We start from the raw sequence: 18,757 nt of genomic DNA, 5'->3' as shown, positions 1-18,757 counted from the left end.
GCAGGCCTCGTGGGACGGGCAGTCACGACAGGCGGCCAGTGGTTGATGCACGGCTTGGATGTTCATCACAGGTACAGGTACGCCTCGGGCGAGTCGGAACGACGACGTATTCTAGCCACCCAAGGGGCCTCGCCGGAAGACCGGCGGGCAACTGTCAGACGAGCTTGATAGGCGTGACCTTGCGCTGAGCGTGTTTTTCCTGGGCCAGGCCAAGCTTGGCGGTAATGACTTTGGCCAGTGCGTTGTTGCCCAGGTCGTTGAGGTGCAGGCGGTCGACGAACAGGTCGGCGCCAAACACGGGGGAGCTGCTGAGCATGCTGTTCATGTCATAGCAGGCTACCGGGTCGGCCTGGTCTTTGATGCGGCGAAAGAAGGCTGTGTGCAAGTGGCTGTCGAAGACCCCGTCCAGCAGGCGCTCGAAGTTCGCGGGCTGCCGCGCCAGCGCCGCCAGCATGGCTTGCTCGCCCGCTGGCAAGGTTTCTCGGCACCAGGGCAGCAGCGGCTGAAGAATGAAGGTGAGGGTGGCGTGGCTGTCTGCCAGCAGCCGCTCCCACTGGCGCAGGGTACGGCCGATGCTGTCGGCCGCGCGGGCCAGGCGTTTTTCTGGGGGCGACAGCGGTTGGGCGGCTGGAGGCGCGGGAGGGGGCGCGGCCAAGGCTTGGCCGATGCGCCGCCAAAGCGATTGTCGGCGGGGGGCTGCGGCAGGCGGCATGCCGTCGCTGAAACTGTTCAAGGCTTCCTGAAAACCTGTGACGTGATGCGCCTCGCGGGGGCTGGCGAGGATTTCGTAGAGGGCCTCATGGGCTAAGGTATTGAGGCCGCTGAGCACCACCACGTGGCCGAGCTGGCCGAGGCGGTGCTGGTGAGTCAGGAACATCAGCAGCTCTTGGCCGGCATTGAGCCCGCAGCCTGCCAGGCTCAGCCAGACCTCGCCGGTCAGCATCGACAGGTGCGAAGCCACCGTGTGCTCATCGCTGCTGGCGCCGACGCCCAAGGCGGTGGAGCCCCCGACCAACAGGTTGATGCGCGGCGCCGTGCCGCGCTCGGCGGCCGAGAAGCGCTTACCGGCGCAGTGGCTGTAGCGCAGGCCGAGCGCATCGGTGTTGATGGTGCCCGAGCGGTAGCCGCTCTCGTGGATGTGCAGCGCGTGTGGCGCACGGCGGCTGCCCAGTTGCAGAAAGCGCTGGTAGTCCTGTTGCAGCGGCGAAGGAAGGCCCAAAACATCTGTGCTCGTGTCGGTCGATCTCATGGGCACTCCTTGCGAGGCATCCGGCTCAGGCCGCCAGTTCCTTGAGGTTGTACAGCAGGCCGCCGGCCGCGATTAGCAGCAGGGCAACGCCCGAGGCCAGGCTGATGACGCGATTGCTGCGCTGCGAAGCGATCTTGCCGATGGCGAAGATGTACAGGCTGAGCACGGCAAAATCGATGGCCACCCACAACAGCGACAGCACCACCATGCTCTTGCCGAACGACTCGGTGATCTGGATGAACTGAGGGAAGAAGGCGATGAAGAAGATGATGTCCTTGGGGTTGGAAATACCCACCATGAACCCTTGCAGCAGGCCGCCACGCCCAGGCCCAGGCGCTTCGTTCGCCGACTCTGAGGTGGGCGCCTGCAGGGCTTCCTTGAGGGTGCCCACGGCGATGTAGCCGATGAACAGGCAGCCCAGCAGGCTCATGCCGCTGAGCCAGGCCTTGTCGATGGCCGCGCTGGTCAGGATGATCCAGGCCGCCGCGCCAATCAGTACCAGGGACGCCCAATTGGTCCCCACGGCAGTGAACATGGCTTTGCGCGACCCGGAGGCGGCAGCGGTGTTGACGATCAGTGCCACCACTGGGCCAGGGGTGGCGATCAGTAGCAGGACAGTCAGGGCATAGGTGGCGGTGAGTGCGGTATTCACGGTCAATTCTCGATCAGTGTGTCGGCTGTTACATGGGCGTGGAACGGGCAGCGCGACGGGTTGAGCGAACCCGCCTCCTGTAGCTGGTACTGCTTCCACTCGTAGTTGTCGGCATCGCCGAACGCGCCAAGGGTGTCGGGCATGATGCCGTTGTTGTAATGCTGTACCCGCTCGCGGATGCGGGCACGGATACGCTTGCCACTTTCGGTGCTGGCGTTGGCCACTTCGTCGAAGTTTTCCCGCGGGTTGATGACGAAGGTGATGTGCGGCCCCAGGTTGCGGCTTTTCATCTGTTGGTGGCCGGGGAAGTTCATGTTGATGAACAGCGGCATGCCGGCGTAGCAGAACGACCAGCCCGTGTCGTGAGGGTCGGTCGGCATCGCCTGCGGCCAAGGATGCGGGTCGCGCGCGTGCACGCCCTGCAAAACTTTCCAGGCCAGCGCCTGTTGCTCGGCAAGGGTGTATTCGCTGGCGGTTTCGAGAAACACCACCAATGGGCTGCCGATGCGCTGCTTGAGCGGGATCGGAGTGATGGTGCGCACGTAGTCAGCCAGGCCCTGGGCGATGTCGTCGGCCAGTTGTTCGGCGCGGGCGAAGAGGATGTGGCAGGTCTCGCTGGCGACTGCCTTGCGGCCAAACAGGCAGGGGAATTCGGGGTTGGCGAGAATACTGCGAAAATGTTGTATGGTTTTGTACGTCCAATGTTGCGTGTTCCGCACATGTTCAGCGGCCAGCTCTAGCGCATCCAGGCGATAGCAGTTTCCATAACCCGTAAACATGATTTCCCCAGGCATCTAATTAAGTAACGTTCCAGTCATATGCAGGCAGAATCGTTGGTAATCTTTATTATTTACCCGCATTTTCTGAGACAGACTTAACGTTGTAAAACGCGTGGAACTATGACCTACTATTAGTCTCACTCATGCTTCGGACGTCGCCATGTCGGAACGGATTCAGGCCTTGCACGCCCTGCGTGCTTTCGAGGTGGCCTCTCGTTATGGCTCCTTTACCCGTGCGGCGGAGGAGCTGGCGCTGACCCAAGGGGCGGTCAGCCACCACATCAAGACCCTCGAGGCCATGTTCGGCTGCGACCTGTTCGAGCGTCGTGGGCCAAAGCTGAGCCTGACCGAGCACGGGCGTTTGCTGTCACAAGAGCTCAAGGTCGGCTTCAAGATCATCGAGAACGCCTGCGCGTTGCTGCGACAGGACCGTTATGGCGTGCGTCTGAAGGCGCCATCCACGCTCACCATGCGCTGGTTGCTCAGGGCCCTGGACGGCTTCAAGAAGCTCGATGACAGCAGCAGCGTGCAACTGTCGAGCGTGTGGATGGACATCGACAGCGTGGATTTCTATTCGGAGCCCTACGACTGCGCCATCCTGCTGGCCAACGGCCGTTTCCCCGCCGATGTCGAGAGCTTCAAGCTGTTCGATGAGTGGCTGATCCCGGTGTGCCACCCCGATTACATGGCGCAAGCCCAGCCCGATCTCGCCGACCTGCGCCAATGCGAGTTCCTGCACCCGTCGCCGGACCGGCGCGACTGGCGACGCTGGCTGGCGCGGATGGACGCACTGGATATCAGCATCGACCAGGGGCAGGTGTTCGATACCCTAGACCAGGGGATTTCGGCGGCCCAGCAAGGCCTGGGCATCTCGGTGGTGGACTTGGTGCTGGCCAGCTCCGACCTGTCGGCAGGGCGGCTGGTGACGCCGTTCAAGCACGCGGTGGCCACCGGTGACGGGTATTACATGACCTGGCTGAAATCCAGCCCCAAGGCCCGGCAGATGCACAAACTGCGTGACTTCCTGATCAGCCAGGTACCGCCGTTGGCCTACAAGGACATCAACTATTTGTACGGTTGAGGGCTGCCTGGGAATACCCGCTCAAGCATGAAATCGATGAACACCCGCAGTTTGGGCGGCACCTGGCGCCCCGACGGCCACAACAGGTAGAAACTGCCACGCCGCTCCATGAAACTGTCGAGTACCGTCACCAGCGTGCTGGCGGCCAGCTCGCGGCGCACGCTGAAGTCTGGCAGGCAGGTGATGCCGCGGTGGTTGAGGGCGAAGCAGATGCGTGTCTCGACGTGGTTGCACACCATCGAAATGGGGATGTCATAGCCCTGGTCGGGGTGCTCCTGACGCAGCGGCCAGGTCTCCAGCTTGCCGTTGCTGGGGAAGCGGTAGTGCAGGCAGGTGTGTGCACGCAGGTCGCGGGGGTGGGTGGGCGTGCCGCGTTCGCGCAGGTACTCGGGCGATGCCACCAGGCGATGCTGGAAGTGGCCGAGGAACTTGGCATTGAGGCGCGAATCCACAGGTTGACCGCCGCGCATCACCACATCAAAACCTTCACCGACGATATCCACCATGCGGTCGGTAAACTCCAGGTCCAGTTCAACTTCAGGGTACAACGCCATGAAGTCGGCCAGCGCCGGCATGACCAGCCCGGTGACCTGGGGCAGGCTCACACGCAGGCGACCGCGCGGGGTTTCACTGGCCTGTGACAGGGCCTGCTCGGTGGCCTCGATCTCAGCCAGGATACGGCGGCTGCGTTCAAGAAACAGCGTGCCTTCGGCGGTCAACGTGATGCTGCGTGTGCTGCGGTGGAACAGGCGCACACCCAGGCGGCTTTCCAGCCGTGCCACGCGCTTGCCCACAGCCGAAGCGCTGATGCCCAACGACTGGCCTGCAGCTACGAAACTGCGGGTTTCGGCCACCCGGTTGAAGACTACGAAGCCGCTGAGGCTGTCCATTGCGCACTCCTGATTGCGGACATGAATGTCCGGGGTGAACGGCATTGTACCCATCTTTTTCCGCAATACCCCCGGCATGCACACTGCCGGCCTCGATCACCACTTCAAGGCACCCTGCAATGTCCCAGACTTCTTCCGCACCGCTCCTGGGTGACAGCGCCGAGCGCTTACCCTTGAGCGGCCTGCTGGCCCTGGCGATGACTGGCTTCATTGCCATCCTCAGCGAAACCCTGCCTGCCGGCCTGCTGGACCAGATCGCCGGCGGCATGACGATCAGCCAGGCCATGGCCGGGCAGTGGGTCACGGCGTATGCATTGGGCTCGCTGCTGACAGCCATCCCGCTGGTGACCCTGACCCAAGGCTGGTATCGCCGCCGTGCATTACTGCTGGCGATTGGTGGCTTCGTGCTGTTCAACGGGTTGACGGCCTTGTCGTCCTCCAATGCCCTTACCCTGGTGCTGCGCTTTTTCACCGGTGCCGCAGCCGGCCTGGCTTGGGGATTGATTGCCGGCCATGCCCGGCGCATGGTGCCGGTGGCCTTGCAGGGGCGGGCGATGGCGGTGGCCATGCTCGGCCAGCCGATAGCCTTGTCCCTCGGCTTGCCCATCGGCACCTGGCTAGGGGCACTGTTGGGGTGGCGGGCCACCTTTGTCGTGGTCACTGTGGTGGCGCTGCTGCTGGTCGTCTGGGTGTTGCGCGCCGTGCCGGACTACCCGGGGCAGGCCGCCGGCAAGCGACCGGCGGCGCTGCAGGTGTTGCGCACACCTGGCGTGGCGTTGGTGCTGTTGGTGATCATGACCTGGATCCTCGGCCACAACATTCTGTATACCTACATCGTGCCGCTTCTGGGGGCGGCGGGGATGGCTGCCGAAATCGGCCAGGTGTTGATGGTGTTCGGCTTGTCGGCGCTGGCGGGCATCGGCCTGGTCGGGCTGTTGGTCGATCGCCACCTGCGCACGCTGGTGCTGCTCAGCCTGGCCGGTTTTGCCGTGGCCACGCTGGTGCTGGGGCAGGCGTCCTCGTGGGCCCTGTACCTGAGCATCGCGCTGTGGGGTGTGACCTACGGTGGCGCGCCAACACTGTTGCAGACGGCATGCGCAGATGCAGCGGGCGAGGGCGGTGACGTGGCGCAGTCGATGCTGGTGACGGTATGGAACAGCGCCATCGCCTTGGGCGGGATTATCGGTGGGTTGCTGTTGACCGGGGCGGGCGTCGCCTGGTTTGGCCCCGTGGCGCTGGTATTGATTGGCCTGGCGTGGCTGCTGGCCTGGGCAGGGCGCCGTGGCGGGTTCAAGGCCGGCTCCCGATAGTTTCCCAGGCCTACGCGGTCGTTGTAGGAGCAGCCTTGTGCTGCGAAGAGGCCAGTACTGACCATGCAACTCTGCCAGGTTTACCGGCCTCTTCGCAGCACAAGGCTGCTCCTACAGAGGCCAAGTCGGATCTGAGGGCAAAGCCGGATATGGCAGCCCCTGGATTGCCGTGCACAGGGTAGAATCGTCACTTACAGCACAACAGACGATCAGAGGTCCACGCGGTGGAATTGCAGCAGGGCTTTGTCCTGACCCGGCATTGGCATGACACACCCGAAGGCACGTGCGTGGAGTTCTGGCTGGCGACGGACCAAGGCCCGCGCCAGCTGCGCCTGGCGCCGCAAGTCTCGGTGGCGTTCATCGCGCAGGCGCAGGCCGAACATGCCCGCGTGCTGCTGGCCAACGAGCCGGGTGTCGAGCTTAAGCCCTTGCAACTGCGCGACTTCGATCAACGCCCGGTGCTGGGCTTGTACTGCCGCCAGCATCGCCAGCTGATGCAACTGGAGCAACGCCTGCGCAACGCCGGCGTCGAGGTGTACGAAGCCGATATCCGCCCCCCCGAGCGCTACCTGATGGAGCGCTTCATCACGGCCCCGGTGCAGTTCACCGGCCAGCCAGACGCCCACGGCGTGCTCTGCGACGCCCAGCTCAAACCACTGCCAGACTACCGACCACCGCTGCGTCTGGTGTCGCTGGATATCGAAACCAGCGAGCGCGGCGCGCTGTACAGCATCGCCCTCGAAGGCTGCGGCCAGCGCCAGGTGTACATGCTCGGCCCGGCCAACGGCGACAGCAGCGCGGTGGACTTCGACCTGCAGTACTGCGACGACCCTGCCGCGCTGCTCGATTGCCTCAACCAATGGATGGCCCGGCACGACCCGGATGCGATCATCGGCTGGAACCTGGTGCAGTTCGACCTGCGCCTGTTGCACGAACATGCCAAGCACCTGCAGGTGCCTTTGGCCCTGGGCCGCAACGGCGCGCCCATGGCCTTGCGCGCTCACGCCAGCGGCGGCCACGTGTTCGCCGATGCTCCTGGGCGCTTGCTGATCGACGGCATCGAAGCCTTGCGTTCGGCAACCTGGAGCTTCCCGTCGTTCAGCCTGGAGAGCGTTGCCCAGACGCTGCTGGGGGAGGGCAAGGCGATCAGCACGCCATACCAGCGCATGGATGAAATCAACCGCATGTTCGCCGAAGACAAACCGTCGCTGGCGCGCTACAACCTCAAGGACTGCGAACTGGTCACGCGCATCTTCGCCCACACCCGGCTGCTCGAGTTCCTGCTCGAACGCGCCTCGGTCACCGGCTTGGCCGTGGACCGAAGCGGTGGCTCGGTGGCCGCGTTCTGCCATTTGTACATACCGCAGATGCACCGTTTGGGCTTTGTCGCGCCCAACCTCGGCAGCCGCCCGGACGAAGCCAGCCCCGGCGGTTTTGTCATGGACTCACGCCCTGGCCTCTACGACTCGGTGTTGGTGCTGGACTACAAGAGCCTGTACCCCTCGATCATCCGTACCTTCCTGATCGACCCGGTCGGCCTCGTCGAAGGCTTGCGTCAGCCCGACCCGCAGCACGCGGTCGAAGGTTTTCGCGGGGGGCGCTTTTCGCGCAGCCAGCACTGCCTGCCGGCCATTGTCGAGCGGGTATGGCAGGGCAGGGAGGCGGCCAAGCGCGCGGGCAACGCGCCGCTGTCGCAGGCCCTCAAAATCATCATGAATGCCTTCTACGGTGTACTGGGTTCCAGTGGCTGTCGCTTCTTCGACCCGCGCCTGGCATCGTCGATCACCATGCGCGGGCACCAGATCATGCGCCAGACCCGCGAACTGATCGAAGCCCGCGGTTTCGATGTGATCTATGGCGATACCGACTCCACCTTCGTCTGGCTCAAAGGCGCCCATGACGAGGACGCTGCTGCGCGCATTGGCCGCGAGCTGGTGGCCGAGGTCAACCTCTGGTGGCGCCGGCACTTGAGCGATTCGATGGGCCTGGAAAGTGCCCTGGAGTTGCAGTTCGAAACCCATTACCGACGCTTTCTGATGCCGACCATCCGCGGTACCGAAGAAGGCAGCAAGAAGCGCTACGCAGGGCTGGTGCAGCGCGCCGACGGCAGCGAGGAGATGGTCTACAAAGGCCTGGAGTCGGTACGCACCGACTGGTCGCCGCTGGCCCGGGAATTTCAGCAGGCGCTTTACGGGCGGATCTTCCGTGGCCAACCGTACCGCGACTATGTGCGCCAGTATGTGCAGCAGACCTTGGCCGGGGAATTCGATGAGCTGATGGTGTACCGCAAGCGGTTGCGTCGTCCGCTGGCCGATTACCAGCGTAACGTGCCGCCGCATGTGCGCGCCGCGCGCCTGGCCGATGAGTACAACAGCCGCCTTGGCCGCCCCCGGCAGTACCAGAACGGCGGCTGGATCAGCTACCTGATCACCACGGCCGGCCCTGAACCCTTGGAAAGCCTGCAGGCACCCATCGATTACGAGCATTACCTGAGCCGCCAACTGCAACCGGTGGCCGATGCCATCCTGCCCTTTGTCGGGGATGATTTCGCGGCGTTGACCGGCCGCCAGCTACAGCTGTTCTGAGCACAGGCATTACCTATCTAGCGCCTCGACAAACCGTGGCTGCCTAGGCTGGCCTCTTTACCCACAAGAGGCTTTACGCATGGGCACTACACACTCGCCAGAGGATCAGGCTGGGGGCAATGCCGTCGTCCGCCCCGACACGCTGCAGCACGACAGCGACGCGTTTCAGGATGGTTTCATCAGCAAGCGCCTGCCCCGTTGGTTGCGACAGGCGCCCATTGACCAACTGCCTGCGATCAGCCACGCGTTGGCTAAGAGCCTTGAAAGCCGTCAGCAACTGGGCGCGTTGCTGACGCGCATCGAAGGCATCGATGGCTTCGTCGCCTCCAGGCTGGAGAAGGCGCTCAGCGAGCGTTACGGGGTTACCTACAACCTGCACCGGTTAAAGTTTCTCGAAGGGCGCCGTGAACCGGTGATCAACGCCCAGCCGGTGGGGGCTCACCTCACAGAAGTGGTGTACGACGAAAAACCACTGCTTGAGGTGGCACTGCGCAACTTTACCGCCGAACAGGCCAGCGCGGGCGGCCAGCCGGCGGGCAACCGGTTGCTGGTACCGCGCTCGGGCGCGCGCAAACCGCCCACCGCCATCGCCTTTGCTGCGCTGTGCCGCGAGCTCGACCTGGGGCAGGGCTACCAGCAGCATCTGGACAGCATTCTGAAACCGGCCAATGACGAAAAACGCATCGAGACGTTGCTGGTCGATGCCGTGCGCTACGCCATGCTGGTGGATGGCTACAAGGCCCGGCAAGACAATCTGCTGGATGCCAGCGAGCTGAAATTGCTGGTGGGCATGTGCCTCGAGGGCAAGCTGCTGCGCCTGGCAGGTGACCTGGTGGTGGCCAAGCAGCTGAAGCTGCTCGGGTATGCGCTTGAGCAGGTGGTGGTACTGGAGGTGATCGATCAAGGCCCTTTGTTCAACACCACGCGGCGTTTGCTGATGTATGTGCCGGGTGATCCGGTGGCGCCCTGGAGTGCATTCGGCAGCCTCAATGACCTCAACCGTGAACTGGGCCACCGCTTGCGCGTCAAGACGTATCAGCGATTCTTCAGCCGCTTTGTGCTCAGGCGCGACAGCCAGGCGTTCTTCGCCACGGTAACGCCCGTTTTTGATGACCTGCCGGCCTGGGCAAGTTATGACCTCGTCCCCCGTTTGCAGGCCTACCCGTCACCGCTGTTCAACAGCCTCGCACAGTCGCGTATCCGCCAGATCAAAGAGGATGCGGCAATGATCGCGGTGCCGGTGGCGCGGCTCGACCGCGGGGTCCAGCGTGCCCATGACGAGCGCCTGGCTGCCGAAGGCTGGCTGCTGCTGAACCTGGCGTCGTTTTTTGTCCCGGGCCTGGGCCTGGTCATGCTCGCGGTGACTGTCTGGGAGTTGCTGGGCGAGGTTTACCATGGCATCGAAGCCTTGCAGGCGGGTGATGCCCAGGAGGCACTCGACCATTTGACCCACGTCGCCACTGACCTTGCGGTGATTGCGGCGACAGTGGCGGGCGTTACGGTGGCGCGGCGGTTGTGGGCGCGTTCTGCTGTGGTCGATGCGATGGTGCCTGCACAGCTGGAGGACGGTAGCAGCAAGCTTTGGCAGCAGGACCTGGCACCTTACCGCAGCGTCGCGCCGGGGCCTGCGGCTACGCAGGATGCCTTGGGGATTCGACGCCACGCCGGGCAGGCCTGGATCGAAATGGACGGCCACCACTACCCTGTGGTCGACTCCGGTAGCGATGGCCAATGGCAGCTTCGCCCGCGCAGCGGCAATGGGCCTGCGCTGCGTCACAACGGTGCCGGCGCCTGGCGCGTCTGGAGCGAGCAACCTGCGCAATGGGATGACACCCACCGCATGTTCCGCCGCCTTGGCACGCCGTTGGACAGCATGACGGACGAGCAGATCGACCAGGTGCTGGGCTTTCATGACCTGGGTGCGGATCAGCTGCGGGCCCTGCATGTGTATGGGCGTGCGCCCGAGGCCGGCATGCTCGACAGCGCCGAGCGTTGCAGGATCGACCAACGGATTCGCCAGGTGATCAGCTGCTTGCGGGCGGGTGAGCCGGTCGAGGATGCCACCGTGTTGCAGCATGCCCAGCGCTTGCCGGGTGCAGCCGGTGCGTCGGACCCGCAGCTGGCCGAGCTCGCCTGGGCCCAGCGGCGCCTTTTATTGGGGCGTGTGTATGACGCTGTGCAGGTCAGCGACAGCCCGGGCAGTGCCTTGCTGCGCAACGTGTTTTCGGGCTTGCACCCGCGGGCCGCGCAGGCGCTGCTGACGGCGGCCAATGGGGATGATCGACGGCGGTTGCTGCAGACTGGCCGCGTGCCATTGAACCTGGCCGAAGCGGCCAGGGGCGCTGTGGCGACCATTCGCAAGGTCAGGGTACTTGAAGCGTTGAGCCTGGATACCCCACAGAATGCCGACTTGGCGCGTGTCGCACTGGGGCTGCTCAAGCACTTGCCTGGCACTGGCCAAGGCGTGCGTTGGCGCTTGTTCGAAGGCCATCGCGGTGGGCCGCTGCTGGCATCGACCGAGGACGGCGCGCAGGCATTCGATTTGCTGCACCACGCGGGCACGTTCCAATTGCTGGATGCTCAAGCGGTGCCGCAAGGTGAGGCGGGCGAGCTGTTCGAGGTGATGGCCGCAGCCTATTCACCGTCCCAGCGGGAGGCGATGCAGGTAGCGGAGCCCTTCGCCCATAACCTCAGGGTTGTGCTGGCGCGTGAGGCCCTACGACGTCGTGCCGAACTTGAAGGGCTGCTGGGTGTGCAGCCCCCGGGGGTGTTCCGCCCACCCCTGCGTTTGGCCGATGGCCGCCTGGGTTACCCCTTGGGTGGCCGTAACTCGGGTGGCCCAGGCAGGCCAGAGCGGGCGCTGGCGCTGGCAGCGTCGGTGCGTGACCTGTTTCCCTCGTTCAGTGACGAACAGGTGGCGACATGGACCGACAATGTGCGGCGTTCGGGGCGCCAAGTGGAAGCGGTATTGGCCCAATTGCGTGCAGAGTACAGGGTGCTGCGCAACAGCTTGGAAGGGTGGGTCGGGGAGGCCCAAGGTGCTGAGAGGGAAGACCGTACCTGCATGCGCAACACGCTGCTCGATTGCTGGCGGCGCACCACCGACGGAGGGCAAGCGCACCTCGACACCGACCACAACTACCGCATGGTCCTTTACAACATGCGGCCTGGGGAGCTGCCGGAAATGCCAGCACAGGTCAGCTTTGCTCATGTTTCCGATGTGTCACTGCTGCGCATGGAGCTGCAGGAAATTCCAGCGAGCTTCCTGCTCGCTTTCCCGCGTGCACGGTTACTGGACCTGGGGGGGAATTTGCTGACCCGCTTGCCGCAGCCGTTGCTGCAAATGCAGCACTTGCGTCAGTTGACCCTGACCAATAACCAGATCGTGTTGAACACCAGCCAGGCCGCTACGTTGGCAAGTGCCACAAGCCTCGAGTACCTCGACCTGTCCCATAACCCACTGGGTCGCGCCTTCACCTTGAATGGGCTCACCGTTCTTCGCTGGCTGAACTTGCGCAATACGGGGCTGACGCAGTTTCCGCACGGCGTGGAGAGCCGCTCAAGCCTGGTGTACATGGACATGCGCGAGAACCGCCTGACGCGGATTCCAGAGTGGTTCTATCAACTGGCACCTGGCTTTCGGCGGCGCATCAGGTTGGCCGGAAACCCGTTTGAGAACGCCGAGCTGATTCGCCTGCAGGCGGCGCTGATGGGGCCGGCCATGCCGACGGACGAGGTGTTGCTTTACGAACAACTCGAGCGTGCCCGTGCCGTTTGGGGGGATGCTGTCGGGCCGCGTTATCGGGGCCTGCTGATGGCGGCTTGGGAGTCGGTAGACATAGGGGAGCCTGCCGATCGCTTCTTTCGCGTCCTGCAGCAGTTGCTGCAGTCCGCAGATTTCCACATCAATGCTGAAGCCCTCGCCCAGCGGGTACTGGCCGTGCTGCAGGCGATGGCACGGGAGCCGGCCCTGCGCGAAGCCTTGATGGACATCGCCAACGACGAGTGGGGTTGCCAGGACGGCGCGACCTGGTGCCTCAGTAACCTTGAACTGAACGTGCTGGTGTGGCGTGCCCGGACCGATGAGCCAGGTAATACCGAGCAGGCCTTGCTTGCGTTGGGGCGGCGTTTGTGGCGCCTGGATGAGGTCGATCGGCTGGCTGTGCTGGACATCCTGAATCGCGGCGGCAACCCAGATGAAAGCGAAGTGGGGCTTGCCTATCGCCTCGGGTTGCGCGATCGCCTGAACTTGCCCATTGCAGTGGCCGACATGAGTTTTCGCCCCCTGGCAGGGGTCACTGAGGCGCACCTTGCACGGGCGCAAGCGCAAGTGCTCGAGGCAGAGACGCAGGAGGAAATCGCACGTTCACTGGTGGACCGAACGTTCTGGCAGGGGCACCTGGAACGTGCCCACCCTGAACGCTTTGCGCAAGTGGACAGGCCGTTCCGGCGCCGCCTCGATCGCGTGCTCGACGATGAGGCGTTGACCGACGAGGCCAGGCAGGCTGAGTCGGATGCGATTCTTGCCGCACAGCGCGCTGCCCGGCGCGGGTTGATGCTCGACATGACGCTGGCGGCATTGGAGGCGGGGCCTCCGGGCGCTGGCATCGACGTGTAACAACACCGCGTGTGGGGCGTAGCGCAGCCTTGCCAGCAGTGCCTTTGGGCTATGCTCAGTCAGGAGGCGGCCTTTTCGGCAAAGTCCGTCATCCTGATCTGACGCATGCCTGGAAATTGTCAGTTACTTTTCCTTCGCCACGCAGCTTTTGAAGTGGTTTAGGCTCCAGGTCGGATTTTTCTCCGTGATCTGTAGTCATTGGTTTATCGAGACATTAAGGAGATGTGTATGCTCGTCCGGTCACTGACCCTCGCTACCTTGCTCGCCGTCACCGGCCCACTGTTCGCCGCCGACAGCGACGCTCCATTGGCCAAGGAGCTGGGCAAGGCACGGCCTCTGGTGATCATTGCTCCCAGTTCTGCCGACCCGACATTACGTGGGTTGAACAAAGCCTTGGAAGACCCGGAAATTCAAAAAGCCTTCAAGGAGCGCAGCCTGGTGCTGTACAGCGTTGCCAAGATGGTCGGCAAGCGCGAGGACAAGAACCTCGAGCAGCAGACCACCATGGCCCTGATCCGCGAACTCAAGCTTGGCGCGAGCGCGGGCACCAAGGTGATTCTGGTGGGCAAGGACGGCGAACGGCACATGCTCAAAGATGACGCCACGGGCGAGCCAATCGACCCGCAGGCCATCCTCAAGGCGGTCGATGAGCTGCCGGCGAGCGAGAAGGCCGTGACTGCGCCAGAGCCTGTCGCGGCGGCACCTGAAACCAAGGGCAAGGACAGCAAACCGGCCAAACCCGTCAAACCTGCCAAGCCCGCAGCGCCGCCCAAGCCGCTGGAAGACTGACAGCCTTCACCCGCCACTGGCCGCAGGGGCGGGTGCTCTGTATCACACTGTATCCTGCAGGCCTACAGACCGATTCATGTACAAAATGCCGATTTCGGCGATACAACCCCGACACACCCACCCGGCCTAATGGCTCCACTTTCCAACCACAGTGGAGCTACACCATGACTCATGCACGCAACACTCTCGGCCTGCTCGGCGCCGCCCTGATCGGCAGCATGGCCTTTGGCAGCAGCGCGTTCGCTGTCGAGCCGCTGTCCCAGGGGTATCAACTGGCGTCGGCCAAGGTGCCTGGCGAAGGCAAATGCGGTGAAGGCAAGTGCGGTGGCAGCGGCAAGGCCACCCAGGGTGAGGGCAAGTGCGGTGGCGACAAGAAGGCCAGCCATGGCGAAGGCAAGTGCGGTGAAGGTAAATGTGGCGGCGCTGGCAAGGCAGCAGAAGCCTCGTCCAGCGAAGTGACCGGTAAGTCCTGAGTTAAACCCTTGGAATGACACAACGCCCCTCCTGCTGGTCAGGCGGGGCGTTTTGCGTGTTGTGGAGACTTATCGATGACGACCACACCCTTGCTTGTCGGCCTTGGCCTGCGCCGTGGCCTGATGGCTGAATTGCTTACGCTGGAAGACGGTGCCGTGGATTTTCTGGAGTGTGCGCCAGAAAACTGGATTGGGGTCGGAGGCGCCTATGGCAAAGGCCTGGCGCAATTGACCGAACGGTTTGCGCTGGCCTGCCATGGGCTGTCCTTGTCCTTGGGCGGCAGCCTGCCGCTGGACCGGGGTTTGCTGGACCAGACCCGGCGCTTTCTCGATCGCCATCAGGTACGCCTGTATAGCGAACACCTGAGCTATTGCAGCGATGACGGTCACCTCTACGACCTGATGCCGATCCCCTTCACGCAAGAAGCTGTGCATCACGTCGCCGCCAGGATTCGTCAGGCCCAGGACCACTTGCAGCGGCGTATCGCCGTGGAAAACATCAGCTATTACGCCGCCCCGTACCAGGCGATGAGCGAGCTGGACTTCATTCGCGCCGTGCTCGACGAGGCCGACTGCGACCTGCTTCTGGACGTCAACAATGTGTTCGTCAACGCCTGCAACCATGGCTACGATGCGCAGGCCTTCCTTCAGGGGCTGCCGCCGGCACGCGTCGTCGCCATGCATGTGGCGGGTCATTACGACGAGGCCCCGGACCTCAAGGTGGATACCCATGGCGCACCCGTGAAGGAGGATGTCTGGTCGTTGTTCTCGATGGCCTGCAAGCATTTTGGCGCACAGCCGACAACGCTCGAGCGAGACTTCAACTACCCGCCCTTGGCCGAGCTGCTCGAAGAGACTGACCGCATTCGCACGGTGCAGCGGGAGGTGTCGCATGAGCGAATTGTTGCGTGAACAGCAGTTCTCGCTGGCGCGGCATCTGCGAGATCCGCAGCGGCATGCCCCACCGCCTGGCATCGAGGCACGCCGGCTGAAGGTTTACCGTGAACTGTTCTATGGCGCCATCGAAGGCCTGCTGGCCGGCAGCTTTCCGGTGCTGCGGCAAACCTTGGGCGAGCCGCGCTGGCATGCCCGCGTGCGGGATTTTTATGCCAACTACCGCAGCCAGACACCCTTGTTCACCGAGATCGCCGAAGCGTTCATCGACTACCTCCAGGGCATCGAACTGGATGCCCCGTGGCAACTGGAGCTTGCCCACTACGAGTGGATCGAGGCCCAGCTGTACCTCAGCGATGCTGAAGACCCGGCTCATGACCCACAGGGTGACCTGCTGCAGGGGGAGCCGCTGCTGTCGTGCACGGCCAGGGTATTGGCCTACCGTTGGCCAGTTGACCGTATCGGCCCGGATTATCAACCGCAGGAGGCACCTGAACCCACCTTGCTGCTGGTCTACCGCGACGCCGGGCTGCAGGTACGCTTCGCTCGCCTGGCACCCATGGCTTACCGCTTGCTCACAGAGGTGAGGGGTACTGGGCTGGCGCGTCTGCACGCATTGGGTGGGGATCAGGAGCAAGGCTTGGCACTGCTGGAAAGCCTGCGTGCGCAAGGCATTGTCATCGGTACAGCCTGAGACAAAAAACGGGCTCGGCGCCGACTGGCCCCGAGCCCGTTGCTATTTACGCGTCATGCTCTGGCTGCGAACCGCGCGTTGAGCCAGTGGTCAAGGCTCAAGCGCCCGGCCCCCTTGAGCAGCAGTGGCAGCAGTGCCACCAGGTAGATCAGCGGCAACTTGAAGTTGCCGAAACCCTGGTCGGTGATGGCATAACCCTGCGCCAGCTCCGCCAGGCTCGACCACTGTGACGGCCAATGCACCGCAGCAATGGCCACCACAGTGATGACCATGAGCCCGGCCGAGGCCAGCCGTGTGCCCAGGCCAAGCAACAGCAGTAAAGGCAGCACCAGCTCGGCCCACATCGACAGTTGCCAGTTCAGCGCTGCGGGCAGTGCACTGAACGGGAAGGGGAAGCTGGACTGCAGGTCGCCGAACCAGTTGGTGCCGTTGTATTTTTCCAGACCAGACTCGAAAAACTCCCAGGCCAGAAACAGCCGCAGCGGCACGTCGGCGCTCCAGCTTCCGATCCGGTCAATGTGGCTGAAGGGGTGGGTAAATGCCGTCATGTTTGAACGTGTCATCGGTTTAACTCCTGGCGTGCCAATGTGTGGCCGGGAGTGTGTAGCGGTGGCGTATCGACAGTGTGTCGGCGGAGGCGACAGTGTGTATCGGACTGTAGCAATCGGTTGCGTAAGGCGACATGCCGGTGGCACTCACTTCAGCTCGATCTGTGCACACAACCCGCCGCCTTGGCGATTGCTCAGGGTCAAGCGCCCACCCAGGGCCTGGGTCAGTTGCTGCGCGATCGCCAGCCCCAAGCCGGTGCCTCCGGTACTGCGGTTACGCGAGCTTTCTACCCGGTAAAAAGGCTTGAGCACTTCATTGAGCTCATCTTCCGGAATCCCCGGGCCGTCGTCGAGTATCCGAATCCGGGTGCATCCTGGTTCACGGCTGACCTCCAGCTGTGCTTTACCCGCGAACTTCAAGGCGTTGTCCACCAGGTTGACCAACACCCTGCGCAGCGCATGCGGGCGGGTTTCCAGCAGGCCGTCGGCGTTGCCGTGGCGTTCGACCTGGGCGCCGCTGTCCTGGTAGTCGAACACCAGGCTGTCGAGGAAAGCATCCAGGTTGATTCGGCATGGGGCTTCGGTGTTGATGTCCATGCTGCGGGCATAGGCCACACCTTCGCGTACCAGATGCTCCATGGCATCCAGGTCGTGCCACAGCTTGTCTTTCTCGACCCCCTCGTCCATCACTTCGACCCGCAATTTCATGCGGGTGATGGGGGTTTGCAGGTCGTGGGAAATCGCCGCCAGCAACTGCATGCGCTCCTTGAGGTAGGCCGCGATGCGCGACTGCAAGGCATTGAAGGCAACGGCGGCGTACTTCACCTCGCGCGGGCCGCTTTCGTCCAGTTGCACACCGGGTTTGTCCGGGTCGAGGTTGTCCACGGCCTGCGACAGGCGGGTAAGCGGGCCGATGGCCAGGCGCACTGCCAGCCAGGTGCACAGCAACAGCACGGCCAGCTGGATCAGCAAAACCACCGGCAGCCAGCGGGCGATCGGTACGGGGGTCGGGGTGACGTCGATGGTCAGGGGCGCGCCATCTGCCAGGTTCAAGTGCACCTGAAAATGCGCATTGGGGCCGGGGATCTCCTGGAAGGTCAGGCGAAAGTCGTCGCCAATGGCTTTGACGATCGACTCGGCGGCCATGGGCGGGTCGCTGGTCGGCATCGCCTGGCCATCCTGGCCCTGGTCAAGGTGGTAGCGGTAGGTGCGCCGCTCCAGGCGCGGCAGCCAGGCGGCACGTTCGGCGGCGGGCAGGCGGTCGAGGATGGCGACCGAAGTGGCAACGTCCTGTTCCAGGTTGCTGAGCATCATCGAGCGGCTGCTGATGTAGCGCTCGTAGGCTTGCAGGCCGAACGACAACCCATAGGCCAGGACCAGCCCTGTGAAGAAGATCAATGCCAGGCGCGAGGCCAGGGTGCGGGGCCATTTCATGAGGGCGACTCGAGCAATTGCACCGGCAGCGAGAACACGTAGCCTTCGCTGCGCACGGTCTTGATGCAGCTGGGTTCGCGGGCGTCATCACCCAGGCGCTGGCGCAGGCGGCTGACCAGCAGGTCGATGGAGCGGTCGAAGATGTCCGCCTCACGGCCCTGGGTGAGGTTGAGCAGTTGTTCGCGGCTGAGCACCCGCTGCGGGTGGTCGAGAAATACCCGCAGCAGCCGGTACTCGGCGCCGCTCAGGGCCACCAGGGTGTCTTCACTGTCGAGCAGGTGGCGTGCGGTGGTGTCCAGGCGCCATTGGCCGAAGGCCAGCAGGCGGCTGCTTTCGCTGATGGTCAGGTTGGGCGGCAGCATGCGCGTGCGGCGAAGCACCGCATTGATGCGGGCCAGCAGTTCGCGGGCGGAGAACGGCTTGGTCAGGTAGTCGTCGGCACCCATCTCCAGGCCGATGATGCGGTCGGTCTCGTCGTTGCGCGCAGTCAGCATCAGCACGGGCGTGTTGCGGTGTTTGCCGGCACGCAGTTCGCGGCACAGCAACAGGCCATCGTCGCCAGGCATCATGATGTCGAGGACGATCAAGTCGACGCTGTTGGCTTCGAGAAAGGCGCGCATCTGCCGGCCATCGGCAACGATGCTGGTCCGCAGGCCGTTCTTCTTCAGGTAGTTGCCGACCAGTTCGCGGATCTCGCGGTCGTCGTCGACGATCAGGATGTGATCGACGTGTTCCATGCGCAGCGTTCCTGTATGGGGTGG

At 63.7% G+C, this 18,757-nt stretch carries 14 protein-coding genes and 1 pseudogene; 8 read left to right on the top strand and 7 right to left on the bottom strand.

Going from position 1 to position 18,757, the window contains the following annotated elements; genetic code table 11:
- Window positions 1-154: 154 nt before the first annotated feature.
- From QOS90_RS15865 to QOS90_RS15855, 3 genes are read right to left on the bottom strand one after another with little or no spacing between them, the layout of a single operon-like run.
- Window positions 155-1,249 (bottom strand): hypothetical protein, encoded by a 1,095-nt coding sequence (locus QOS90_RS15865; protein WP_027593869.1) that lies wholly within the window; start codon window positions 1,247-1,249, stop codon window positions 155-157.
- Window positions 1,250-1,274: 25 nt separating this feature from the next.
- Window positions 1,275-1,901, bottom strand: coding sequence for a LysE family translocator (locus QOS90_RS15860; RefSeq protein ID WP_027593868.1), 627 nt, complete (start codon window positions 1,899-1,901; stop codon window positions 1,275-1,277).
- A 2-nt stretch (window positions 1,902-1,903) separates the two neighbouring features.
- Window positions 1,904-2,680 (bottom strand): YqcI/YcgG family protein, encoded by a 777-nt coding sequence (locus tag QOS90_RS15855; protein ID WP_027593867.1) that lies wholly within the window; start codon window positions 2,678-2,680, stop codon window positions 1,904-1,906.
- A gap of 160 nt (window positions 2,681-2,840) precedes the next feature.
- On the opposite strand from QOS90_RS15855, the gene QOS90_RS15850 reads away from it, so the two are divergent.
- The gene (locus QOS90_RS15850) at window positions 2,841-3,761 is read left to right on the top strand and encodes a LysR substrate-binding domain-containing protein (protein ID WP_027593866.1); all 921 of its coding nucleotides are present in this window, start codon (window positions 2,841-2,843) and stop codon (window positions 3,759-3,761) included.
- On the opposite strand, the gene QOS90_RS15845 is transcribed toward QOS90_RS15850, so the two are convergent.
- Entirely contained in the window at window positions 3,746-4,651 is a 906-nt protein-coding gene (locus QOS90_RS15845) for a LysR family transcriptional regulator (RefSeq protein ID WP_027593865.1), read from the bottom strand. The two genes, QOS90_RS15850 and QOS90_RS15845, sit on opposite strands and share 16 nt — an antisense overlap.
- 119 nt (window positions 4,652-4,770) lie before the next feature.
- On the opposite strand from QOS90_RS15845, the gene QOS90_RS15840 reads away from it, so the two are divergent.
- From QOS90_RS15840 to QOS90_RS15810, 7 genes and pseudogenes are all read left to right on the top strand, one after another.
- A complete protein-coding gene (locus QOS90_RS15840; protein ID WP_027593864.1) occupies window positions 4,771-5,961 on the top strand; it encodes an MFS transporter in 1,191 nt (396 codons plus the stop codon).
- A 224-nt stretch (window positions 5,962-6,185) separates the two neighbouring features.
- Window positions 6,186-8,546, top strand: a complete 2,361-nt coding sequence (locus tag QOS90_RS15835) for a DNA polymerase II (protein ID WP_085273253.1) — start codon at window positions 6,186-6,188, stop codon at window positions 8,544-8,546.
- Between the two features lie 79 nt (window positions 8,547-8,625).
- The gene (locus QOS90_RS15830) at window positions 8,626-13,164 is read left to right on the top strand and encodes an NEL-type E3 ubiquitin ligase domain-containing protein (protein WP_081717483.1); all 4,539 of its coding nucleotides are present in this window, start codon (window positions 8,626-8,628) and stop codon (window positions 13,162-13,164) included.
- 228 nt (window positions 13,165-13,392) lie between these two features.
- Window positions 13,393-13,953 (top strand): DUF4174 domain-containing protein, encoded by a 561-nt coding sequence (locus QOS90_RS15825; RefSeq protein WP_027593861.1) that lies wholly within the window; start codon window positions 13,393-13,395, stop codon window positions 13,951-13,953.
- Between the two features lie 164 nt (window positions 13,954-14,117).
- Window positions 14,118-14,408: pseudogene (locus QOS90_RS15820) on the top strand (HvfA family oxazolone/thioamide-modified RiPP metallophore); the annotation flags it as partial.
- Window positions 14,409-14,501: 93 nt separating this feature from the next.
- Window positions 14,502-15,338 (top strand): HvfB family MNIO-type RiPP peptide maturase, encoded by an 837-nt coding sequence (locus QOS90_RS15815; protein ID WP_027593860.1) that lies wholly within the window; start codon window positions 14,502-14,504, stop codon window positions 15,336-15,338.
- Complete coding sequence (locus QOS90_RS15810) at window positions 15,319-16,014, top strand: HvfC family RiPP maturation protein (protein WP_027593859.1); 696 nt, start codon at window positions 15,319-15,321, stop codon at window positions 16,012-16,014. The genes QOS90_RS15815 and QOS90_RS15810 overlap by 20 nt, the downstream gene beginning before the upstream one ends.
- 53 nt (window positions 16,015-16,067) lie before the next feature.
- Here QOS90_RS15810 and QOS90_RS15805 read toward each other — a convergent pair whose 3' ends face one another.
- The 3 genes from QOS90_RS15805 to QOS90_RS15795 form a co-directional block, all read right to left on the bottom strand.
- Window positions 16,068-16,562, bottom strand: coding sequence for an HvfX family Cu-binding RiPP maturation protein (locus QOS90_RS15805; RefSeq protein ID WP_027593858.1), 495 nt, complete (start codon window positions 16,560-16,562; stop codon window positions 16,068-16,070).
- 147 nt (window positions 16,563-16,709) lie between these two features.
- Window positions 16,710-17,996 (bottom strand): sensor histidine kinase, encoded by a 1,287-nt coding sequence (locus QOS90_RS15800; RefSeq protein ID WP_085273254.1) that lies wholly within the window; start codon window positions 17,994-17,996, stop codon window positions 16,710-16,712.
- Complete coding sequence (locus tag QOS90_RS15795) at window positions 17,993-18,733, bottom strand: response regulator (RefSeq protein WP_027593856.1); 741 nt, start codon at window positions 18,731-18,733, stop codon at window positions 17,993-17,995. Before QOS90_RS15795 ends, QOS90_RS15800 begins: the two co-directional genes overlap by 4 nt.
- Window positions 18,734-18,757: the final 24 nt, after the last annotated feature.

Origin of the sequence: Pseudomonas sp. LAIL14HWK12:I10 (genome assembly GCF_900184205.1) — a bacterium.
Lineage (GTDB): Bacteria > Pseudomonadota > Gammaproteobacteria > Pseudomonadales > Pseudomonadaceae > Aquipseudomonas > Aquipseudomonas kermanshahensis.
Note: the sequence above shows the minus strand (reverse complement) of the source record. Positions and strands in the feature narration are given on the sequence as shown.